The sequence below is a fragment of the Haloferax sp. Atlit-6N genome (genome assembly GCF_003383195.1).
Classification (GTDB): domain Archaea; phylum Halobacteriota; class Halobacteria; order Halobacteriales; family Haloferacaceae; genus Haloferax; species Haloferax gibbonsii.
The window spans coordinates 1,491,804-1,512,948 of record NZ_QEQJ01000001.1 but is presented as its reverse complement, the minus strand read 5'-3'; the positions used below and the strand labels follow the sequence as shown (position 1 = coordinate 1,512,948).

Annotated in this window: 23 protein-coding genes; 13 read left to right on the top strand and 10 right to left on the bottom strand. The window is 68.5% G+C overall.

Annotated features, from left to right (window positions below; all coding sequences use genetic code 11):
- Nucleotides 1-57 precede the first annotated feature (57 nt).
- Nucleotides 58-1,158: a DNA primase gene (locus DEQ92_RS07865; protein WP_115804924.1), complete on the bottom strand. Its 1,101-nt coding sequence runs from the start codon at nt 1,156-1,158 to the stop codon at nt 58-60.
- A 150-nt stretch (nt 1,159-1,308) separates the two neighbouring features.
- Here DEQ92_RS07865 and DEQ92_RS07860 point away from each other — a divergent pair, with 150 nt between their 5' ends.
- The 3 genes from DEQ92_RS07860 (at nt 1,309) to DEQ92_RS07850 (ending at nt 5,237) form a co-directional block, all read left to right on the top strand.
- Nucleotides 1,309-1,902 (top strand): hypothetical protein, encoded by a 594-nt coding sequence (locus DEQ92_RS07860; protein ID WP_004973869.1) that lies wholly within the window; start codon nt 1,309-1,311, stop codon nt 1,900-1,902.
- 95 nt (nt 1,903-1,997) lie between these two features.
- On the top strand, nt 1,998-3,356 hold the full coding sequence (locus tag DEQ92_RS07855; protein ID WP_115820637.1) for an MFS transporter: 1,359 nt from the start codon (nt 1,998-2,000) through the stop codon (nt 3,354-3,356).
- Nucleotides 3,357-3,470: 114 nt separating this feature from the next.
- Nucleotides 3,471-5,237, top strand: coding sequence for a histidine kinase N-terminal 7TM domain-containing protein (locus tag DEQ92_RS07850; RefSeq protein ID WP_115820636.1), 1,767 nt, complete (start codon nt 3,471-3,473; stop codon nt 5,235-5,237).
- A 64-nt stretch (nt 5,238-5,301) separates the two neighbouring features.
- On the opposite strand, the gene DEQ92_RS07845 is transcribed toward DEQ92_RS07850, so the two are convergent.
- The gene (locus DEQ92_RS07845; protein WP_004065599.1) at nt 5,302-6,045 is read right to left on the bottom strand and encodes a DNA polymerase sliding clamp; all 744 of its coding nucleotides are present in this window, start codon (nt 6,043-6,045) and stop codon (nt 5,302-5,304) included.
- A gap of 273 nt (nt 6,046-6,318) precedes the next feature.
- Here DEQ92_RS07845 and DEQ92_RS07840 point away from each other — a divergent pair, with 273 nt between their 5' ends.
- The 3 genes from DEQ92_RS07840 to DEQ92_RS07830 all read left to right on the top strand — a co-directional run bounded on the left by DEQ92_RS07840 (nt 6,319) and on the right by DEQ92_RS07830 (nt 8,178).
- On the top strand, nt 6,319-6,768 hold the full coding sequence (locus tag DEQ92_RS07840) for a low molecular weight phosphatase family protein (RefSeq protein ID WP_004973866.1): 450 nt from the start codon (nt 6,319-6,321) through the stop codon (nt 6,766-6,768).
- 107 nt (nt 6,769-6,875) lie between these two features.
- Nucleotides 6,876-7,649, top strand: a complete 774-nt coding sequence (locus DEQ92_RS07835; protein WP_004973864.1) for a 23S rRNA (uridine(2552)-2'-O)-methyltransferase — start codon at nt 6,876-6,878, stop codon at nt 7,647-7,649.
- Between the two features lie 127 nt (nt 7,650-7,776).
- A complete protein-coding gene (locus DEQ92_RS07830; RefSeq protein WP_004973859.1) occupies nt 7,777-8,178 on the top strand; it encodes a hypothetical protein in 402 nt (133 codons plus the stop codon).
- Nucleotides 8,179-8,238: 60 nt separating this feature from the next.
- Here the strand turns inward: DEQ92_RS07830 and DEQ92_RS23825 are convergent, their stop codons facing one another.
- From DEQ92_RS23825 to tatCt, 4 genes are all read right to left on the bottom strand, one after another.
- Complete coding sequence (locus DEQ92_RS23825; protein WP_004968931.1) at nt 8,239-8,415, bottom strand: hypothetical protein; 177 nt, start codon at nt 8,413-8,415, stop codon at nt 8,239-8,241.
- Nucleotides 8,416-8,470: 55 nt separating this feature from the next.
- Nucleotides 8,471-9,190, bottom strand: coding sequence for a queuosine precursor transporter (locus tag DEQ92_RS07825; RefSeq protein WP_004973857.1), 720 nt, complete (start codon nt 9,188-9,190; stop codon nt 8,471-8,473).
- On the bottom strand, nt 9,183-9,359 hold the full coding sequence (locus DEQ92_RS07820; RefSeq protein ID WP_004045298.1) for a ribbon-helix-helix domain-containing protein: 177 nt from the start codon (nt 9,357-9,359) through the stop codon (nt 9,183-9,185). Before DEQ92_RS07820 ends, DEQ92_RS07825 begins: the two co-directional genes overlap by 8 nt.
- 112 nt (nt 9,360-9,471) lie before the next feature.
- Nucleotides 9,472-11,628, bottom strand: coding sequence for a Sec-independent protein translocase protein TatCt (tatCt, locus tag DEQ92_RS07815; RefSeq protein WP_004973855.1), 2,157 nt, complete (start codon nt 11,626-11,628; stop codon nt 9,472-9,474).
- A 130-nt stretch (nt 11,629-11,758) separates the two neighbouring features.
- On the opposite strand from tatCt, the gene DEQ92_RS07810 reads away from it, so the two are divergent.
- Both DEQ92_RS07810 and DEQ92_RS07805 read left to right on the top strand, forming a co-directional pair.
- On the top strand, nt 11,759-13,174 hold the full coding sequence (locus DEQ92_RS07810; RefSeq protein WP_115820635.1) for a twin-arginine translocase subunit TatC: 1,416 nt from the start codon (nt 11,759-11,761) through the stop codon (nt 13,172-13,174).
- 104 nt (nt 13,175-13,278) lie between these two features.
- Complete coding sequence (locus tag DEQ92_RS07805) at nt 13,279-13,602, top strand: hypothetical protein (protein ID WP_115820634.1); 324 nt, start codon at nt 13,279-13,281, stop codon at nt 13,600-13,602.
- A gap of 30 nt (nt 13,603-13,632) precedes the next feature.
- On the opposite strand, the gene DEQ92_RS07800 is transcribed toward DEQ92_RS07805, so the two are convergent.
- A complete protein-coding gene (locus tag DEQ92_RS07800) occupies nt 13,633-14,115 on the bottom strand; it encodes an SRPBCC domain-containing protein (RefSeq protein WP_115820633.1) in 483 nt (160 codons plus the stop codon).
- A 74-nt stretch (nt 14,116-14,189) separates the two neighbouring features.
- Between DEQ92_RS07800 and DEQ92_RS07795 the strand changes: the two genes are divergently transcribed.
- Nucleotides 14,190-14,828 carry a histidine phosphatase family protein gene (locus tag DEQ92_RS07795; protein WP_004973847.1) on the top strand — a complete coding sequence of 213 codons (639 nt, stop codon included), beginning with the start codon at nt 14,190-14,192 and terminating at the stop codon, nt 14,826-14,828.
- A 45-nt stretch (nt 14,829-14,873) separates the two neighbouring features.
- Here DEQ92_RS07795 and larE read toward each other — a convergent pair whose 3' ends face one another.
- Complete coding sequence (larE, locus tag DEQ92_RS07790; RefSeq protein ID WP_115820632.1) at nt 14,874-15,761, bottom strand: ATP-dependent sacrificial sulfur transferase LarE; 888 nt, start codon at nt 15,759-15,761, stop codon at nt 14,874-14,876.
- 177 nt (nt 15,762-15,938) lie between these two features.
- Here larE and DEQ92_RS07785 point away from each other — a divergent pair, with 177 nt between their 5' ends.
- Nucleotides 15,939-17,933, top strand: a complete 1,995-nt coding sequence (locus DEQ92_RS07785; protein WP_004973845.1) for a DNA mismatch repair protein MutS — start codon at nt 15,939-15,941, stop codon at nt 17,931-17,933.
- Nucleotides 17,934-17,987: 54 nt separating this feature from the next.
- Entirely contained in the window at nt 17,988-18,257 is a 270-nt protein-coding gene (locus DEQ92_RS07780) for a hypothetical protein (RefSeq protein WP_115820631.1), read from the top strand.
- Here the strand turns inward: DEQ92_RS07780 and DEQ92_RS07775 are convergent.
- On the bottom strand, nt 18,251-18,658 hold the full coding sequence (locus DEQ92_RS07775; protein WP_115820630.1) for a hypothetical protein: 408 nt from the start codon (nt 18,656-18,658) through the stop codon (nt 18,251-18,253). The genes DEQ92_RS07780 and DEQ92_RS07775 overlap by 7 nt on opposite strands.
- 161 nt (nt 18,659-18,819) lie before the next feature.
- Between DEQ92_RS07775 and DEQ92_RS07770 the strand changes: the two genes are divergently transcribed.
- Together DEQ92_RS07770 and rpiA are read left to right on the top strand one after the other, a co-directional pair.
- Nucleotides 18,820-19,944: an ORC1-type DNA replication protein gene (locus DEQ92_RS07770; RefSeq protein ID WP_004973842.1), complete on the top strand. Its 1,125-nt coding sequence runs from the start codon at nt 18,820-18,822 to the stop codon at nt 19,942-19,944.
- A gap of 50 nt (nt 19,945-19,994) precedes the next feature.
- Nucleotides 19,995-20,687: a ribose-5-phosphate isomerase RpiA gene (gene rpiA, locus DEQ92_RS07765; RefSeq protein ID WP_004973840.1), complete on the top strand. Its 693-nt coding sequence runs from the start codon at nt 19,995-19,997 to the stop codon at nt 20,685-20,687.
- 166 nt (nt 20,688-20,853) lie between these two features.
- On the opposite strand, the gene DEQ92_RS07760 is transcribed toward rpiA, so the two are convergent.
- Nucleotides 20,854-21,021, bottom strand: coding sequence for a DUF1931 family protein (locus DEQ92_RS07760; RefSeq protein ID WP_004045310.1), 168 nt, complete (start codon nt 21,019-21,021; stop codon nt 20,854-20,856).
- Between the last annotated feature and the right edge of the window lie 124 nt (nt 21,022-21,145).

Here is a 21,145-nt window from a genome sequence, read left to right as displayed (position 1 = left end):
CGCCCGACGCGTAGCGGCGGCGCTCGTGGGTTGGATACGTCGTCAGCACGGACTCCGTCAGTCGGCGGTCTCGTCCGCGGCGACCGCGTCCGCGTCGTTCGTCGCCGTCTCGAAGTACTTCATCGGGTGCTTGATGGTGTCACAGCGGTCGTCGCGGTTCACACAGAGGTCGTACGCCTGCATCGTCTCGCAGGTCGGAGGCGCGTACTGCGACCCGCTGGAGTCCGCGAGAACCGTCGCCCGCGTTTCGAGTTCCTCGGCGTTCGCGTCGCCGACGACGCCGCCGACCTCCTCGGGTTCGAGGCCGACGCCGACGAGGAACGCCGCGAGCGCGAACGCCGCCTCGTTCGGGAGGTCCTCGTCGTCCTGCGCCCGCGCCAACAGCGCCTCGACGCAGGGCGGGAAGTGGTCCGGGTCGACCGAGTCGACGTAGACGACGTTGACCGCGCCGCGGTCCGAAAGCAGGTTCCGCAGGCGCTCGACATGGGGTTTGAGCGCGTCGGCGAGTCGGTCGCCCGCGTCGCTCCCGCGGACGGCGAAGGGAAGCCCCTCTGCCACCCGGCGGCGGACCGCCTCGCGGAGCAGTTCCGAGAGCTCCTCGTGGGTGACGCGGACCGCGCCGTCGGCCAGCGAGCGGTTGACGAGTCGCCAGTCCGCGCCCCAGTCGGTGTCGGAGTAGGTGAGGTACGGTCCCACGTCGACCCAGTAGTGGTCGGGCGCGCGGCGGCTGTTCCGGTTCCGGTTCGACTCGGCCCGCACCGCGCCGTCGAGGTCGAACTCGCGGAGGAAGTCGTCGAGGCTCGCGCGGGCCTCGCCGTGGACGTCGTCGTCGCCGGCGTCGAAGTCGGCGAGCATGCGCTCGTAGGCCGTGTCGGCCTCGGCGCGGGCGTACTTGTCCACCGCCGCGGGCGTCTCGACGAGCGAGACGATGATGCGCGAGATGGGGTACGAAAGCAGTTCCGTCTGGGTGTCCCACCCGTAGGTCTCGTCGGGGTCGGGTTCGACGGTGCCCTCCATGAGGGCGCGTTCGACGCGCTCGACGCCACGCTCGACGGCCGGGGCGTCCTCGGCGACGAGCGTCGCGATGGCGACGTCGGCCGATTCGACCGCCTCTCTGGCCGCGGCGAAGAACGGGTATCGGGCGTGGAGCGGGCGCATCCGCATACCGCCACGTTCCGGGTGCCCACCGATAAACGCGACGGATTCGGCGGTGGCGGGCATGGGCCGTGCGGCCGAGTCTCGCGGCGGGGTGTCGCCGGCGACGGCGCATCACACAACCTATTACCGACCACTTCCTCAGGCTCTCACGTGCCGCACTTCGACTACCCGTGTCCGGACTGCCGCGCCACCACCAGTCTCCACGACGCCGACTGTCGCTTCGAGGGGACCCCGTGGGTCGAAGTCGAGCGCGCCTACGTCGACATCGTCTCGGTCCTCGCTGGCGGGCCGTGCGACGAGGAGACGCTTCGCCGCGAAGCGCCGGGCGAGTGGGGGCCGCTCCAGCAGGCCGCGCTCCGGCGACTCAAGCGCGACGAGCGGGTGTCGGAGGCGAACTCGGGCGTCCTCCGCCTTCTCACCGCCGAGGAGTTCAGAGAGGAGGTCTCCGAGCCGACCCGGGAGCCGATGCGGACGCTCCACCAGTACGGGAGCGTCCCCGGCTGTCACGACAACGCCGTCTTCGCCATGATCGCGTGGTACGAGATGGTCGGCCTGTCGTGGCCCGAGACGCGCGAGAACGTCGTCAACTGGCTCCGCGACACCGGCGCGTGGGACCGCGGCGGCTTCGAGGAGGCGACGCCCGCCGAACTCGTCGAGAAGAAGCGCCACGTCTACGACGCGGGCTACGGCTGGAAGGAAAAGGCCGTCTCGGCCAAGCGCGTCATCGACAGATACCGTTCCTGAGCGCTGACCCGGTTCGCCCTTCGACCCAACGTTCCCTTCGATTCTCCCGCGAACTCGGCGCAACCGTTAGGCGTTTCTCGCGCGTTTGTGGTGTCGTGAGTGCCCCCGAGTCCGCCGTCTCTTCCGACGCCGAGTTCCCCGAGGAGTCGCGCGGAACGCGACGCGCCCTCGCGGTCGTCATCGCCGTCGTCTTCATCGACCTCCTCGGGTTCGGCGTCGTCATCCCCATCCTCCCGTTCTACGTCCGAAGCTTCGGCGTCAGCGACGTGTACATCGGGTTCTTGGCGGCGTCGTACTCGCTCATGCAGTTCCTCTTCGCGCCCGTCCTCGGCCGCATCTCCGACCAGCGGGGCCGCCGGCCGGTCATCATGCTGTCGCTCGTCGGGAGCGTCCTCGCGTGGACGGTCTTCGGCGTCGCCGGCGAAATCGACCTGCTGTTCGGCACGACGCTCGCGGTGGCGACGCTGTTCGCCTCGCGGATGCTCGCGGGCGCGATGGGCGGCAACATCGCCACCGCGCAGGCGTACATCGCCGACATCACGCCCCCGGCGCGGCGGGCCGGCGCGCTCGGCCTCGTCGGCGCGTCGTTCAGCCTCGGGTTCATCTTCGGGCCGGCTCTGGGCGGTCTGATGGCCTCCGAGCCGGTCGTCACCACCGCCCGCGACCTGCTCCCGTGGTTCGTGCCCGCGACGCGGTTCTCGCTGCCGAGTTTCACCGCGGCGGCGTTGAGCCTCGTCAGCCTCGGCTTCGCGTTCGTCTTCCTGCGCGAACCCGAGCGCACCCGCGCGCCGGCCGGCACGCCCGCGACGACGCTCGTCTCGCAGTTCCGCACCGCCCTCGCCGACGACGACCTCCGGGGACTCGTCGTCTCCTTTTTCGTCGTCTCGGTCGCCTTCTCGGGGATTCAGGTCATGTTCATCCCCTTCGCGGCCGACGTGTACGGCTACGGCGAGACCGAGACGGCGCTGTTTCTGACCTACATCGGCCTGCTCGGCACGCTGAATCAGGGGGTCGTCGTCGGCCGACTCGCCCGGCGGTACTCGGAGGCGAAACTGGCGGTCGTCGGCGCGGTCGGGCTCCTGCTCTCGCTCGCGTTGCTCCCCTTTTCGCCCGACATCGGGGCGGTGCTCCCCGCGGTCGGCGGCCCGCCGTGGCTCACCCGCGAACTCGTGGCGCTCCTCCTCGTCGGGGCGCTCCTGTCGTTCGGAAACGGGATGTTGAACGTCTCGCTGTCGACGCTCGTCTCCACGTCGGCGTCGGCCGACCAGCAGGGCAACGCCTTCGGGGTCACGCAGGGCGCGGGAAGCCTCGGCCGAACGCTCGGTCCGCCGTCGATGGCGGCGCTGTACGTCCTCGCGTACTGGTCGCCGTTCGTCGTCGGGGCCGCGCTCATCGTGCCCGTGGTCTACGTCCTCGCGTCCGTGGCGCGCCGGCCGCGGGCGGAAGCGCCTTGAGTGCCTGAGTGTCGCGGCCGAGACACGACACCCGCGGCCGAGACGCGGCTGACCCGTCGCTCGAATTTCGCCGCGGCCCGCAAGTGTTACGAGCGCCGAGTCTGAGGTTTATGCGTGCCTTCGGTCGCCGCCGTCTCGCCGCTGGTCGTCCTCTGCCTCGTCGCGGCGCTCGTCTCCGTCTCCATCGCGGTCGTCGCCTGGCGCGAGGGCACCGAACCCGGTTCGAAATCGCTGTCGGTCCTCCTGTTTTCGGCGGCGCTCTGGGCCGGCTCCTACGGCGTCGCGCTCACGGTGTTCGACCCCTCGCTCCGATTCTGGTTCCAAATCCCCATCGACGTCGCGCAGGCCGTCATCGCGCCCGCGTGGTTCGCGTTCGCGCTTTCCTACACCGGCCGCGGCGAACTCCTCTCGCGGCGGCTCATCGCCGGGCTCCTCGTGTTTCCGGCCGTCACCGTCGTCGCGCTCGCCACGAACCCGAGCCACGGCTTGCTGTGGACGAACTACCACATCGACCCGGTGTTCGGCGCGGCCACGGTGCGGTTCGACCCGAACCTCTGGTACTACCTCCACGCGGTGTACGGCTACGTCATCATCGGCTCCGGGCTCGTCCTCATCATCGAGATGCTGGTCGAACGGCTCTCGCACTACCGCGAGCAGGCGGTCACCCTCGCCATCGGCTCGACCGCGCCGACGGTCGCCCACGTCGCCCACACCTTCGGCATCGGCCCGCTTCAGATGGTGAACTTCACGCCCATCGCCCTCGCGGTGACGGGCGCGACGTTCGGCCACGCGCTCTACCGGTTCCAGCTGTTCGGGCTCTCGCCGGCGACCGGTCGGCTCGGCCGCCGCGCCGCCATCGACGACGTGGCCGTCGGCATTCTCGTCCTCGACCGCGAGCACCGCGTGGTCGACGCCAACGAGACCGCCTCGTCGCTCCTCGACCTCGATCCGGCCTCGGCGTTCGACCCGCTGTCGTCGGTGCTTCCGGGCGTCGACCTCGACGAGGACCGACAGCTCGTGGACGTGACGGTCGACCGCCGCCGCCGGACCTACGAGGTGACGCTCTCGCCGGTGACGGACCAGCACGGCCGCCGCCTCGGCCGGACCGTCACCGTCTCCGACGTGACGGGGCGGGTCCGCCGCCGCCAGCGCCTCGAAGTCCTCAACCGCGTCCTCCGGCACAACCTCAGAAACGACATGACGGTCGTCATCGGCTACGCCGACATGCTCGCAGAGCGGCTCCCGGCGGACCAGCGCGACCCCACCGACACGATACGAGCGCGGTCGAACAAGCTCCTCTCGCTCGGCGAGAAGGCCCGGACCGTCGAGCGGGTCATGGCCGGCATCGACGGCGGCAGCCGCTTCGACGTCGCCGCGACGGTGCGAACCTGCGTCGCCGAGGTCCGCGCGGAGTTCGACGCCGGCTCGGTCGACGTGGACGCCCCCGAGTCGCTGCCGGTCTCCGGGAGCGAATCGGCGGCGAAGCTCCTCGTCAGCGAACTCGTCGAGAACGCGCTCGAACACGGCGGCGACGACCCGACCGTCTCCGTGTCGGTCCGGGCCGCCGACGCCGACCTCGTCCTCGTCGTCGAAGACGACGGCCCGGGCGTCCCGGACTACGAGCGCTCCGTGGTCGAGACCGGCGGCGAGTCGCCGCTCCAACACGGCAGCGGCCTCGGTCTCTGGGCGGTCCGGTGGACGGTCGACGCGCTCGGCGGCGACCTCACGTTCGACGTTCGGGGCGGGCGAGACGGGGCGGCCGACGGGGCCGGAGACGCGGCCGACGAGTCAGCGGGCCGCGGCGACACCGGCACGACGGCGACGGTTCGACTGCCGTACTGGTGTCGGGACGAGACGGCCGACGCCGTCGCTGACCGGTAGGAGTCGGGAGAAACGATGGGACGGCTCGGTGGTCGGTGAACGACGCGGTGGCCGAAACGTCCGCTCAGTCGCTCTGGATGCGCGGGGCGAGCATGTACGTGATGGTGCCCATCCCTTCCGCGATCTGGTAGTGAAGCTTGACCGGGAACTCCTCGCCGAGTTCGACGGTGACCTCGGCGTCGGTCGGAATCGCCTTGTTCATGTCCTTCAGGTAGTCCAGCGAGAACAGCGAGTCGGCCGCGCCGGCTTCGATGCTGATGAGGTCCGCGGGGGGAAGCGACAGGTCAACGTCGTCGGTGTCGCCTTCGGCCTCGATGTGGAACGTCTCTTCCGCGCCGTCGACGCGGAGGCGGATGTGGTCGGAGACCATGTCGGCCGCCTTGATACCGCGGTCGAGGTGCGTCCCTTCGAGGACGATGTTCGCGGCGAGGTCGAGGTCCGGAATGTCGGGTTCCTGGCGAATCGAGTCCGGGTCGATGAGCGCGAGCGTGTACGACAGCCCGTCGATGCGGATGTTGAGCTTGCGCGTCTCCTCGTCGAGCGTGAGGTGGATGAGGTCGCCCGAGCCCGCCATCCCGGCGACCTCTTCGAGGCGGGAGAGGTTGACGCCGATGACGCCGCCGTCGGCTTCGTAGGATTCGAACGCCGCCGCGTCGAGCGTGAGGTCCACCATGCCGACGTTCGCGGGGTCGACGGCGCGGATGGAGAGACTCTCCTCGTTGAGTCGAATCTTACACTCGTCGACGAGGACGCTCACGGAGTCGAGCGCGTCCCGGAGCGTCGCGGCGCTCACGATGGCCTTGAACATATGTGCCGTCGTACGACAGCGGTCTTAAAAATACTCCTGATTTGGACTCACCGCAATATGATGTTCGCACGCTCTCCCGCGTGCGCGCTCCCGCGAGCACCCCATCGCTCCCGTCGGCTCCCCATGGGTGTTGTTGTCACTGTTCGGCTATGCAGCTAACCTGCCGATTTCTGGGGTCTCGGGCTTCAAAGCACTCAAATAGCTGATTGTGCAACTCCCGGCTATGGCGAACGACGACACGAAGACAGCCGCCCGCCGACGAGGTGCCGAGAGATGAGCGACGCCGCCGACGCCGACGCGACTTCCACCCGCGTCGCCTTCGTCTGCGTCCAGAACGCCGGCCGGAGCCAGATGGCGACGGCCTTCGCCCGCCGGGAGCGCGACGAGCGCGGCGTCGGCGACCGAATCGAGGTCGTCACCGGCGGCACCGACCCCGCCGACCACGTCCACGACGAGGTCGTCGAGGTCATGGGCGAGCGGGGGTTCGACCTCGCAGACGAGACGCCGCGCGCAATCGAGCAGGACGAGATTATGGGCGTCGACATCGTCGTCACGATGGGCTGTTCGGCCGAGGGTATCTGTCCGATGACGTGGCGCGGTGACGCCCGCGACTGGGCCCTCGACGACCCCGACGGGCGGGACCTCGACGCGGTCCGGGCGATTCGCGACGACATCGAGGGGCGCGTCGCGGCGCTGTTCGACGAACTCGTCGGCGACGACTGAGCCAGACCGCCTCGACGCCGACGCCGTCGGATGTGGGACTGTTCCGCACGCTTCACGGCGCAAGCCGAAGCCGGTATACGGCCTGATACGCTACTGCTGTCAAGACCATGGCGCGCAAGGACCACTACTACAACAAGGCCAAACAGGAGGGCTACCGCGCCCGCTCGGCCTACAAGCTGAAACAACTCGACGGGGACGCGGGGCTGTTCGGCCCCGGCAACACCGTCGTCGACCTCGGTGCCGCCCCGGGTGGGTGGCTGCAGGTCGCCTCCGAGGCGGTCGGCGACCACGGCAAGGTCGTCGGCGTCGACCTCCAGCGAATCCGCGGCATCGACCGCGACAACGTTCAGACGATTCGCGGCGACATGACCGAAGACGAGACGAAAGAGGAGCTGACGGCCGTCATCGGCGAGCGCGGGGCCGACGCCGTCGTCTCCGACATGGCGCCGAACATGACCGGCGAGTACTCGCTGGACCACGCTCGCTCGGTCTACCTCGCCCGGCAGGCGTTCGAGGTCGCACAGGAACTGCTGGCGACCGGCGGCGACTTCGCCGTGAAGGTGTTCGACGGGCCGGACGTCGCGGACCTCCGCGCCGACATGGAACGGGAGTTCCAGTACGTCCGGTCGATGCGCCCCGACGCCTCCCGCGACAGCTCCTCCGAGCAGTACCTCGTCGGCAAGCACTTCCTCACCGCCCCGGTCCGCAAGGGCGACGAGCTCGAGGTCGAAATCGTCGACGTGGGCAGCGAGGGCGACGGCATCGCCAAGGTCGAGGACTTCACGCTCTTCGTCTCCGGGACGGAGGCGGGCGACACCCCGACGGTCCGCGTCACCGACGTGAAGCCCCGGTTCGCCTTTGCCGAGCCGATAGACGACTGAACGCGCTGATTTCACGCTCCCGCGCCTGCGCGCCCCCGCATCGACGGCTCCGCGTGTTCCCTTCGATTTGTGCCTCACTCCGGGCAAAAATTATTATCCATTGACACGACTCTGTTCGTGAGTCCCCATGTCAACAGACACCACGACCGCTGAATCGCGACCACTGTTCACCGGCCTCCCGTCGGGCATCGTCCCGTACGTCGCCATCGTCGGGGCGCTGACCTCGACGTACGTCCACCTGTCGATGGCTCCGATGTTGCTCCAGTTCGACCAGACGCAGGCGGTGCTGTTCGTCCTCGCGGGCGTCGGCTTCCTCGCGGGCATCGCCGTCTACCTGAGCAAGTTCTGGCGGCGCGAGTTCTACCTCGTCGCCATCGCGTTCGCGCTCGCCCAAATCGTCGCCTGGGTCGTCATGAGCGGGCGAGTCAGCGACATGGCGATTCTCTCGAAGGGCGGCGAGGCCGTCTTCGCCGTCGCGGCGGCGTACCTCTACCTGAACGACTCGCCGGACGCGTCCGCGGCGGCCTGAGCGCGCGCTGTCGCTCTCGCCGGCCCCGCGTCCCAGCGTCCCGTCGCCCCGCCGTCTTTCTCAGTCGTACACCACGAGGTCGAGTCGAAGCCCCGTCCGGCACCCCTTCCAGCCGCCGCGGCAGGCTCCGGTGGCGAGGATGTCGCCGAACGACGTGTACGTCCCGCAGTTCGGACAGCGAACCCCCATCTCCATCCCGTCTCGCTCGGTGAGCCTGTGGCGGTGCTCGTCGGCCATACGTCGTGTGGTATGCTACCAAAAGAGATAAGCCGTCCGTCGTCCTGGGAACGCCTCAGTCCGCGACCCAGCCGTCGGTCGAGGACTCGTCGTCGTCGCGCAGGAGTGCGACGGTCCCGTAGACGAACGGCGTGTCCACGACTGCGATGAGGAGCTTCAGGAGGTACTGGCCGATAGCGAGGCCGACGAGGACGTTCCACGGTAGCGCGTCGCCGATGCCGAGGACCGTCGGCGCGACGTAGAACGCGACGCCGACGAAGATGACCGTGTCGATGGCCTGACTCGTCGCCGTCGAGACGATGTTGCGGAGCCAGAGGAACGCGCCGTCGGTCATGTCGCGGATGCCGTGGAAGACGACGACATCCCAGTTCTGGCTCACGAGGTACGCCAGCAGGCTCCCGGCGACGACGTTCGTCCCCGACGACAGCACCGTGGCGAACTGCCCGGCGAACTCGGGGTTCGCGGCGGGCGCGGCGATGGTGCTCCAGACGAGTCCGAGGAGGACGAAGTTCATGACGAAGCCGACGTTCACCATGACCTGCGCCGCCCGGCGACCGTACAGTTCGGAGTAGCAGTCGGACGCGAAGAAGGTGAGCGCGTACGCCAGCGCCGCCCCCGGCATCAGGATGGCCGCGCCGACGTACGGGAGTTCGCCTATCGCGGCCGGCAGGGGAATCGCGAGCAGTTTCGACGCCGTCAACTGCGCCGTCGTCAGCGCGGTGACGAACAGGCCGACGAGCGCGACCTGCCCGACGGCCGACCGCCCCTCACTCATCTTCGACGAGGCGATTGTGTCGGTCGTCTATCTCGTCGAGGATGTCGAGCGTCTTCCGGATGGACGCCCGAACCGCATCGCTCCGGTTCACGAACTTCTTGTCGTCGCCGACGTGCTCGTCCAAGTCCGCGAGCAGTTCGTCGGGAATCTCGACGCTTATCTTGGCCATACTCTGCGATTCTCACGAGAATACTTAACGCCTTTTCAACGGTCTCAGCGGCGATATTTGGCGCGTTTTTCGGGTCGGCGAGTCGGCGCGGCGGTCGCTCCGAGGACCGCCCTCACTCCGCCGCGCCGCGGGCGGGCGAGAGGTCGCGTCGGCCGCCGACCGTCAGCACGAACAGGACGCCGAGACCGACGCCGTAGGCGGCCATCAGCGGGAGCGTCACCATGAACATCGTCGTGATGCTCGCGGGGGTGAACACCGCCGAGATGGCGAGGATGAACACCGTGACCTCGCGCCAGCGCTTCCGCATCATGCGGTAGCTGATGCCGGCGGTGTTGAGAAGCACCATCAGGATGGGGATGTCGGCGAGGAGGCCGATGCCCGCGGTGGTGAAGAAGATGAGCCAGAAGAAGTTGGTGATGCGGTAGGAGATTATCATGTTCGCCGCGATGGCGTCCTCGACGAGGAACGTGATGACCGTCGGCGCGACGTAGCTGTAGCCGAGCGCGAAGCCGCCGAGGAGGCCGCCGACGAGCGCGCCGGTCCACAGGAAGACGGTCCGGCGGCGCTTGCGGATGATGTTGCGCTCGCGGAGCGCGGGCCACGCGAAGTACGCGACGAGCGGGAGCGTCGCCAACACGGCCAGAATCGTCGAGAACTTCACCTCGAAGATGAGCGCCTCCATCGGGTGGAGCGCGACGACGTTGAGCACTTCTTCCGGCGTCACCGCGGCGGGTAGTCGGCCGAGGAAGTCCTCGTAGACGTCCCTGATGCCGCCCGTGTAGAGCCAGCCGAACGTCGACGCGAGGACGAGCATGAACCAGCCGACGACCCAGAACGCCCGCGAGGTGACGGAGTCGACGATGAACGCGATGTCGGTGTAGTAGCCGCCGATGTCGTCCTCGTCGGTCTCGCCCCCGGTCAGTTCGGAGAAGAACGCGCCGCCCGCGCGGGTCGTCCGGTCTTCGAGTTCGCCCGGCTCGTCTTCGGCGTCGGCCGCCTCGGCCTCGCGGTCCGCTTCGGCCTCGTCGAACCGGTCGATGAGGGCCTGCGCTTTGGCCTTGTCGCCGTCGTCGATGGCGGCGGACGCGAGGCTCATAATCTCGTCTTCGTCGCGGTCGGCGAAGACCTCGGGCGGCGCGGCGCGGACGCCCGCCACGTCGAGCGCGGAGAGGTCGAGCTTCGAGGGGTCGCCGACGCCGACCTCGGTCCGTTCGAGCCGCTCGATGTCGCGGTAGACGAGGTACGCGAGGCCGAACGCGAGGCCGACGACACCGCCGGCGACGACGAACGCGCCCAGCACGAGCCCCGAGCCGGGGTCGAGGAACACGTAGTCGCTTCCGACCGCGGCGAGTCCGTCGTTGACGAGACCGACGCCGCCGTACTCGTAGAAGGCGTAGACGAGGAGGCCGCCGACGACGCCGACGCCCGCGAGGAGGTTCCAGTGGTGGGTCGCCGTCGCCTTGACGTCCATCTTCTCGCTGCCGCGTTTGGCCGTGACGACCACGCGGGCGAGATAGAGGCTGAAGGCGTACAGCGTGATGACGGGCACCGCCCACATGATTTGGGTGAACGGGTCCGGCGGGGTGAACAGCGCGCCGAACGCGAAGATGCCGACGACGGCGTGCCGCCACTTGTCGCGGAACAGTTCGTAGGGGACGATTTCGGCGTAGGAGAGCGCGGTCATCGCGAGCGGAAGCTGGCTCGCGAGACCGAACGAGAGCGTGAGCAGGAAGATGAACTGCGCCCACTTCACGATGGAGTAACTCGGCGTGAAGCCGGCCGACAGCGCGTTCTGCGCGAGGAACGCGAACGTGAACGGGAAGAAGACGAAGTAGCCGTAGGCGACGCCCGCGGCGAACAGCACGACCATCGTCAGCGCGATGAGCGCGAGTTTCCACGGCGCGACGGGCGATTTCGGCCACGCGCCCCGGGCTTTCAGCGCGTCCCGCGAGACGTAGATGAACGGCGGGAGCGCGAAGAGAACACCCACGACGAGACCGATTTTCGCCTGCAGGAGAATCACGTCGAACGGCGTCTGGGCGATGATGCTGACGTTGCCGGAGACGCTGGCGTCCATCTGTGCCTTGGTCACGCCCCGGAAGAACTCCCAGACGTAGAGTCGGAGCGCGTAGAACGTTCCGAGGAACCCGACGAGGAAGACGATGAAGACCTTCTGGAGGTCTTTTTGCGCCGCTCGGAGCATCGCACCGGCGGTCTCGCGGCCCGCCGCGATGGTCTGTTGGGTGTCCTCGTCGAGGGCGCTGGACATACGTACGTGGCGAAAGCAGTCTGGCGGTTATCAATCTTTTTCACCGCGGGCGTGATTTCGGCTCCCTCGACGCACCTCCTCGGCGCGATGCGAAAAGACCTATAACTGGCCGGAAGCGTAGGACACCTGAATGGCGGACGAGGAGCGCGACACAGGGCTCTCTGCGGCCGACGACGAGACGGACGCCTCGGACGACGCCGACCAGCGCTCGTCCGACGAGTCTGACGACGACGGGGCTTCGTCGTCCGACGGTCCGGTTTACGGTCGAGTCACCCCGCGAGACGAGACCGTTACCGACGGGTCTGCCGACGACGCTTCCGACGACGCCGATACCGACGAGACGGAAGACGACGCCGGCGATGCCGACACTGATGCGGCCCCCGAAGAGGACGCGGAGGATTCCGACTCGGACGACGGCGTCGAGGACTCCGACGCTGATGCGGATTCTTCCGGAAGTACCGGTGATAGCGACGACTCCGACGATAGCGACGACTCCGACGACGAGCCGCGCCTCCTCGCCGACGACGAACACACCTCGCACGTGCCCGAGGGGACGTACGACGATTCGAGCGACGAGTCGGCCGACGACGCCGGACCGGACGCGGCGGCCGACGGCGCGAGCCCGGCGCTGACCGGCGAGGACGAGGTGGGCGGCGTGGCTCCGTCGTCCGTCTCAGTCGAGGACGCCGACTTCGACGACCCTGAGTTCGAGGGCGACGACTTCGACGACGAGGACGTTGGTGGCCTCGTCGGCGAGGCACCCGAGAGCGACCAGGAGATGCCGCTGACTGCGCACATCGAGGAGATGATTCGCCGGCTGGCGGTCGTCCTCGGCGTCGCCGGCGCGATTACGCTCGTGCTCTTCCCCGGCGCGGACATCCTCAACGCGCTCGTGGACACGCAGGCCGCCTTCGGCATCCACATTCCGAGCGCGACCGACGTTATCAACTTCCTCTGGAACTCCCACATCCCCGGCGCGGACACCATCGTGGACCGCCGGCCGCGGCTCTACGGTCCGCTCGAACTCATCCTCACCAAACTGAAGGTCGCCGGTCTCGCCGGCACCGTCATCGGCCTCCCCGTGTTCGTCTACGAGACGTACCTGTTCATGCGCCCCGGGCTCTACCCGAAAGAGCGCAAGTACTACCTCGCGGCCGTGCCGACGAGCCTCATCCTCGCGCTCGTCGGCGTCCTGTTCGCGCACTTCGTGGTGCTCCCGGCCATCTTCGCGTACTTCACCTCCTACACCGAGGGGACGGCGGTCGTCGCGTTCGGCCTCAAAGAGACGTTCAACCTCATCCTCATCCTGATGGGCTACATGGCGGTCGTCTTCCAGATTCCGCTGTTCGTGGAGTTAGCCATCATGATGAACCTCGTCACCCGGCAGTGGCTCGAAGACCGCCGCCTGCTGTTCTGGGGCGCGTTCCTCGGCCTCGCGTTCCTCGTCAGCCCCGACCCGACGGGGATGGCCCCCATCATCATCGGCGCGACGATGATCGTCCTGTTCGAGGGGACGCTCGCGGTCTTACGCTGGACCGGGAACTGACCGGCGTCTCGTTTCTTTCCCGTTTTCTGTCCAGCCGCTCCCGTTTTTCACCGACCGCCGACCGTTCAGAAGAGCTATTGCAGAATGGTTAGGATAATAACACGATGGCCGACCTCGTCGCCCTGTCGGTGGTCGCCCTCCCGCTCTGGTTCGTCGTGAGCGTCTGGGCCGGCATCGACGCGACCAGACACAGTTCGCACAACGCCTTCCTCTGGGGCCTCTCGGTGTTCGTCGGCGGGATTCTGGGCTTGGCGCTGTACCTCAACCTCGGGCGCGACGAACCCGGGGTGGGCCGCCGCGTGTCCGGTCATTCGGGGTCGCCGAACGGCGCCCCGTCCGCCCGCGCCGAGACCGTTACCTGTCCGAACTGCCACTCGCTGGAGGAAGCCGACCGGGACACCTGCCGTTTCTGCGGCGAGTCGCTGTAACGCGTCGAACCTCCCGGAGACCGCGGGGAATCACGCCGCGTCCGACGACTCCGCCGCCTCCCGCTTCTCGGCGGCGACCGTCCCCTCGACGCGCGTCTTCAGTCCCTCGTTCATGGCGACGAACCCAGCCTTCGTCTGCTCGCCGACGAACCGCAACAGGAGTCCGGCGAGGACGCCGGAGAACGTCTCCGCGTGCTCGAAGCGCGTGCGCTCGCCGCCGTCGAGGGGTTCGAGGCGGAACCGGTGTTCGCCGTCGAACAGCCCCGGGAAGACGAGGTGGCCGAGCCAGCGCAGTTCGCGGTGTTTCTCGCAGTGGACGACGTCGGGTTCGAACTCCGACTCGCGGCCGCCCGGCGGCCGCAGGTGGACGGTGAGCGTCGCGCCCTCGTTCGGCCGCCCGGCGATTCGCATGAACGGGTTCCACTCGGGGTAGCGGTCGAAGTCGACGAGGGTCTCCCACACCCGTTCGGGCGGGGCGTCTATATCGATGCTCGTCTCGATTTCGTGTGCCATACCCAACAGTTGGCGCGCCGAGACCGTGAATCTCGCGCGGAACACTCATTGCCGGTGGGGAGAGAGACGGACGTATGGCAACCCTCCTTCTCGCCAGACACGGCGAGACGACGTGGAACCGCGCCGGGCGCGTACAGGGGTGGGCCCCCGTGTCGCTCACCGAGCGCGGCCGCGCGCAGGCCGACGCCCTCGCGCACCACGTCGTGGACTCCTACGAGGTCGACCGCCTCGTCTCCTCCGACATCGAACGCGCCCAAGAGACCGCCCGCCCCATCGCCCGCGAACTCGGCCTCGAACCCGTCCTCGACTCCGCGTGGCGCGAGCGCGACGTGGGCTCGCTGCAGGGACTGGAGTTCGACGAACTCACCGACCGCTACCCGCAGTACGCCCTCTCGGCGGTCGGCACGCCCGCCGCCCGAGAGCGCCCGCCGAGCGGCGAGAGCCTCGTCGAGGTCCGCCGGCGCGTCCTCAACGCCCACGAGGGGCTGGCCGATTCGCTCGACTCCGACGAGACGGTACTCGTCGTCAGCCACGGCGCGCCGATTCGGCTGTCGCTCGGCGAGGTGAAGGGACTCGACATCGTCGAGGCGATGCTGTCGCAACCGCTCGACAACGGCGGGCTGTGCGAGTTCGAAGTCGAACTCAGCGACGACGGTGACGAACCGTCCATCGGCGTCGTCGCCGAGAACGAGACGCGGTTTCTGACGACGTAGGTCGGTTCGGCGGTCCGGTCCGAGTTTCTGACTGTCGTCTCTCAGCTACTTCCGCATCGGGTAGTCCTGCGCGAACACGTCGTCCACGAGGAGGTCGTCGCCCGAGTCGGCGTCCGCCTCGGCCGCGGGGCTGACGCTTCCCGTCCGATAGCCGTGGAGGTCGAGCGTGACGTGGTCGAAGCCGGCGTCCTTCAGGTGGTCGCGGGCGGCGCGGACGAAGTCGGTGTCGAGGGCGCGGTCGAGTTCCTCCGGCGCGACCTCGATGCGGGCGAGGCCGTCGTGGTCGCGGACGCGGAACTGCTCGAAGCCCCACGTGCGCAGAATCGTCTCGGCGCGTTCGACCCGCGAGAGTCGCTCTTCGGTGACTTCGAGGCCGGTCGGAATCCGCGAGGAGAGACAGGCCATGGAGGGCTTGTCGGCGACCGACAGGTCGTACTCGTCGGCGATGGCGCGGACTTCCTCTTTGGTGATGTCGTGGGCGAGAAGCGGCGACAGCACCTCTAACTCCTCGACGGCGCGGAGGCCGGGGCGGTGGCCCTCGCCGGGGTCCGAGGCGTTCGTCCCGTCGCAGACGGCCTCGATGCCGCGGTCGCGGGCGGCCTCGTACATCCGGCCGAGGCGCATCGTCCGGCAGTGGTAACACCGGTCGTCGTCGTTGGCGACGAAGTCGGGGTTGTCCAACTCGGAGAACTCGACGGTCAGGTGTTCGATGCCGATTTCCTCGGCGACGCGCTTCGCGTCGTCCAACTCGGCGTCCGGGAGGGTCTCGCTTTTCGCGGTGCAGGCCACCGCGTTCTCGCCGAGCGCGTCGTGGGCGAGTGCGGCGACCACGCTGGAGTCCACGCCGCCCGAAAAGGCGATGAGGACGCTCTCGCGCTCCGCGAGCGCCTCGCGTACTGCGTCGGCCTTCGCCGCGGTATCTCGCTCGCTCATGGCCTCCCTTCCCGGCCGACGGTCAAAAGCCCCTCGTCCCCGGCGCGAACGACCGCGAAGGGCGCACGCGCCCCCGAATCGGACGAAACGAGCGCTCCCGCGGCGGCGCGACCCGCGCGTCGTCCCCGAGTCACCACCCCGCGACTTTTTGTCCTATGCCGCGATAGGTCCGGCCGAATGGACTTCGAGACCATCCCGGGCGTCGGCGAGAAGACCGCCGCCGCGCTCGCGGAACTCGACGACGCCGAGCGAGCGCTCACCGACGGCGACGTGGCGGCGCTCGCGCGGGCACCGGGGCTCACGGAGGGCAGGGCGGCGGCCATCGCCCGCGGAGCGATTCGCCGCGACCACGACGACCCCGGCGGCTTCCTCGCCACCGACCGCGCCTCGGAAATCTACCGCGACGCGCTCGGTCTCCTGCAGGCGCGGACGGTCACGACGTACGCCGAGAAGCGACTGGAGACGCTGTTTCCCACCGGGTCGGCCTCGCGCATCGAGGAGGTCCGGGCGTTCGCGGCCGACGCGACCGACCTCGACCCCGACCCGGACGTGCTCGCCGCGCTGTCGGGCGTCGAACCCCTCGCGGACCCGAAGCCGCGTCGCGTCCGCGAGCGCTGTATCGCCACCGCCGACGCGGAGCGCTACGCCGCCGCCAAGGAGGCGTTCCCCGAACTCTCAATCGAGGTCGTCGAGGACGGCCGCGACATCGCCGAACTCGCGCGGTCGTACTCGACGGTGGTCGTCCTCGACGAGTCGTTCGCCGGCATCGACGTCGACGGCGACGTGCGCGTCCTCCCCGACGCCGCCGAGCGGACCGACGAGGTCGTCCCCGAGCGACTGCTCGCCTTCTTCGCCGTGAACCGCGAGGCGCTTTCGGCCGCCGCCGCGGTCCACGAGGCCGCCGGACTCTCCCCGCCCTGCGACCTCGCCGCTCTCCGCGACGCCCTGTCCCGACTGGCCGACGACGGGACCGTCCTCGGCGACGACGAACTCGAACGGCTCTCGAACGCGGTCGACGACCTCGACACGGCCGTCTCGACCGCCGAATCGGTCGCTAACGACCGCCTCCGCGACGTGATTCGCGAGCGCGACGTGACCATCGAGGGGACCGATTTCCTGTCTCTCGTCGAGCAGGGCGCGCGCGTCGACTCCCTGCTGTCGCGCGAACTCGAAGACGAGTTCGACGAGGCGCTTTCGGCCGCCCGCGACCACCTCGTGGAGTCGCTGTCGCTCCGCCCCGGCGAGGCCGACCTGACGGAGCGCGTCTTCCCCGAGGACCCGTCGTTCCCGCTCGGCCACGACGAGGAGGCGGTCGGCCGGCTCCGGACCGAACTGAAGGCCGCCCGCGACCGCCGCGCCGCGAAGCTGAAAGCCGACCTCGCCGCCGACCTCGGCGACCTGCGCGACCCCGTCGAGACGCTGGTCCGCGACGCGCTCGAACTCGACGTGCGCCTCGCCGTCTCGCGGTTCGCCCGCGACTTCGACTGCGTCTTCCCCGAGTTCACCGGCGCGGCCGGAAACGACGGCGCCGGCTCGTTCGCCATCGAGGCCGGCCGCTCGCCCCTCCTCGACGTGGACTTCGCGGACGTCGACCCCGTGGACTACGAGGTCTCGGGCGTCACGCTCCTCTCGGGCGTCAACAGCGGGGGTAAGACCTCGACGCTCGACCTCGTGGGGCTCGTCGTCGTCCTCGCGCACATGGGGCTTCCCGTGCCCGCCGAGTCGGTCCGACTCTCGCGTTTTTCCGAACTCCACTACTACGCCAAGTCGCAGGGCACCCTCGACGCCGGGGCCTTCGAGAGCACGCTCCGCGACTTCGCCGCGCTCACCGACGGCGCGGCCGACCGACTCGTCCTCGTGGACGAACTGGAGAGCATCACCGAACCCGGCGCGTCCGCCAAAATCATCGCCGGCATCCTCGAAGAACTCGCGGAACAGGGCGCGGCGGCCGTGTTCGTCTCGCACCTCGCCGGCGGCATCCGCGAGGCCGCCGACGTGTCGGTCGCGGTCGACGGCATCGAGGCGGTCGGGCTGGAAGACGGCGAACTCGTCGTCAACCGCTCGCCCGTGAAGGACCACCTCGCGCGGTCGACCCCGGAGCTCATCGTGGAGAAACTGGCCGGCGAGAACGAGACGAGTTTCTACGGGCGACTGCTGGAGAAGTTCGACTGAGGCGGTCACCCGCGGCGACACACGATTTATTTAGCCTCTCCGACAACTTCGTCCGTGCCCTCCGATTCGCTCTCCCCTGAAGAACGACAGCAGTACGACCTCGTCTACCACGCCACGAAGAACGCCGTCTGGGACGTGCTCGGGACCGCAGTCTACCTGTTATTTCTGGTGTTCGGCGGGTTCCTCGTGCTGTTCGGCTTCGTGCTTCCGGCGCTGGGTGCGCTCTCGCGGACCGGCGGGACGCCGGTCGTCCTCGGCGTCGGCGCGGTCGGACTGATTCTGCTCGTCGCCATCGGTTACCGAATCGTCCGGCTCCTTCAGTAAGTGACGTACCGTCTCGCGACCTCCCACCGGACCGCGGCGACGACACCGACCGCGCCGAGCAGTACGGCGACGAGTGAACCGACTGTCGTCGGGGCGGTGTAGTCGGTGGTCGCGTCGAACTCGAACGCGTGGTAGGTGCCGTCGCGCTCGACGAGTCCCGGGAGGTTCCCAGGGTCGTCTTCGAACCGAAGCACCTCGCCGGCGAGGGCGCGGTCCACGGCCCGCTGTTCCGACTGAGAGAGTTCGCTGTACAGCGGGGGAACCGTCTCCGGCGTCTCCGACAGTTGCCCCTCGTATCGATAGCTGTAGTCTTCGTCAGCGACGAAACCGAACCCGAGCACGCCGCCCCCGACGAGCGCAAGCGAGACGAGCAGCGCGGCGAGTTGTATGCGAGTTGCCATGACTGCGCATCCATTGTTGGAAAATTAACTATTGTGGCTCGGGTTCCGGTGGTTGGCGGTTGAACGCGTTCGGGACGCGTCGAGACAACGCGTCCGTCCGCCCCCCCGTCGGACGCCGCCGCGGTAAACGATTAAGTCCCCCGCGCGTGGTACTTCACTCGATGAGGGAGGACCCCGAAGAGGGGATGCTGTCGTGGGACGAGACCGTGTTCCGCGACGAACACGTCTTCGAAATCGACCACGTTCCGGAGACGTTCAACCACCGCGAGAGCCAACTGCGGAGCCTGAAGTACGCGCTCCGGCCCGCGGTCCGCGGCTCTCGCCCCCTGAACACGATGGTGCGTGGGCCGCCGGGGACGGGCAAGACCACCGCGGTCCAGAAACTGTTCGGCGAGTTGGGCACGCAGTCGGGCGTCCGGACCGTCCGGGTGAACTGCCAGGTCGACTCGACGCGCTACGCGGTGTTCTCGCGCGTCTTCGAGCACATCTTCGAGTACGAACCCCCGTCGTCGGGCATCTCGTTCAAGAAGCTGTTCGGCCAGATAACCGACCGCCTCGTCGAGGACGACGAGGTGCTCGTCGTCGCGCTCGACGACGTGAACTACCTGTTCTACGAGAACGAGGCGTCCGACACGCTCTACTCGCTGCTCCGCGCCCACGAGGCGCACTCCGGCGCGCGCATCGGCGTCATCATCATCTCGTCGGACCTCTCGCTCGACGTCATCGACGAACTCGACGGGCGCGTCCAGAGCGTCTTCCGGCCCGAGGAGGTGTTCTTCCCCCGCTACGACGTGGACGAAATCGTCGATATCCTCCGCGGGCGGTCGAAACGCGGCTTCCACGAGGACGTCATCGGCGCGCCCGAACTCGACCAGGTCGCGGAGTTCACCGCCGACAGCGGCGACCTCCGGGTCGGCATCGACCTGCTTCGGCGCGCCGGCCTCCACGCCGAGATGCGCGCCTCCCGCACGGTCGACATGGAGGACGTGGAGGCGGCCTACGACAAGTCGAAGTACGTCCACCTCTCGCGGTGTCTGCAGGGGCTTTCGGACCCCGAGCGCGAACTCGTCCGGGTCGTCGCCGAGTACGACGGCGAGCGCGCCGGCGCGGTGTACGACGCCTTCAACGAGGAGACCGGCCTCGGCTACACGCGCTACTCCGAACTCGTGAACAAACTGGACCAACTGGGCGTCATCGAGGCGCGATACACCGAAATCGAGGGGCGCGGCCGCACCCGCGCCATCTCGCTGGCCTACGACGCGGACGCGGTCTTGGACCGCCTCTGACGCCGCCGCTTTCGGGACCATTTTTACTCGCCGGCCGAGTCGGCTGAGCCATGAAGACTACCGGCGGAACCGACGCGCAGAAGCGCCGCGCCGCGGAGGCGGCGGTCGAAGCGGTCGAAGACGGAACCGTCGTCGGCCTCGGCACCGGCAGCACCACCGCCTTCGCCATCCGCGCCATCGGCGACCTCGTCGCCGACGGCCTCGACGTTCGGGGCGTCCCGACCTCCTTCGCGTCCCGCGAACTCGCCCGCGAGTGCGACATCCCCGTCGTCGACCTCGACGAAGTCGACGCCGTCGACCTCGCCATCGACGGGGCCGACCAGGTGGCGACGACCGACGGCGCGCTCGTCAAGGGCGGCGGCGCGGCCCACGCCCGCGAGAAGATGGTCGACGCCTTCGCCGACCGATTCCTCGTCGTCGCCGACCCGTCGAAGACCGCGGAAACGCTCTCGCGACCCGTCCCCATCGAGGTGCTCCCGTCGGCGCGGACGACCGTCGCCGCGAGCGTCTCCGACCTCGGCGGCGAGGCGACGCTCCGCCGCGCCGAGCGCAAGGACGGCCCCGTCGTCACCGACAACGGGAACCTCGTCCTCGACTGCGAGTTCGGTGCCATCGCCGACCCCGAGTCGCTCGCGGCCGACCTCGCGTCGCTCCCCGGCGCGGTCGAACACGGCATCTTCGTCGGCCTCGCGGACGCGGTCTACGTCGGCACCGACGACGGCGTCGAAGTCGACGAGTTCTGACTCGGTTGGTCCGGCGCTCGAACCGCTCTGCGGTGGACCGAGTGGTCCGGCGCTCGAACGGACGCCTTCGACCGGCGCGGCTCACGGGACGAGTCGACTCGCTTCGCGGGACACAACCGGGGCTCACCGGCCGGCGATAAAAGAACGAGAGGTCTAAAGACCGAGTTTACAGGTCGCGGGGCTGGACCGTCTTACGGTCGTTCTGCTCAGCGCGGCGAGCAGCGTCTTCGAGAAGCTCCTTGACTTCCTCGTCGAGAGCGTCGTAGAAGTCCGAGGCCACGTTCTTGTCCTTGAGCGCTTCCTTGACGGCTGCCTTGACAATGAGGTCTGCCATACAGAATGTCCTACCAATTCTCCTTTAATAAACTTTCCTATATTGGACGTTAATACCGCCGGATTTGGGGGTTATGGCGCTTCTATGAGGACGGATTTCCGAGGAACAATCTCCACTTATATAT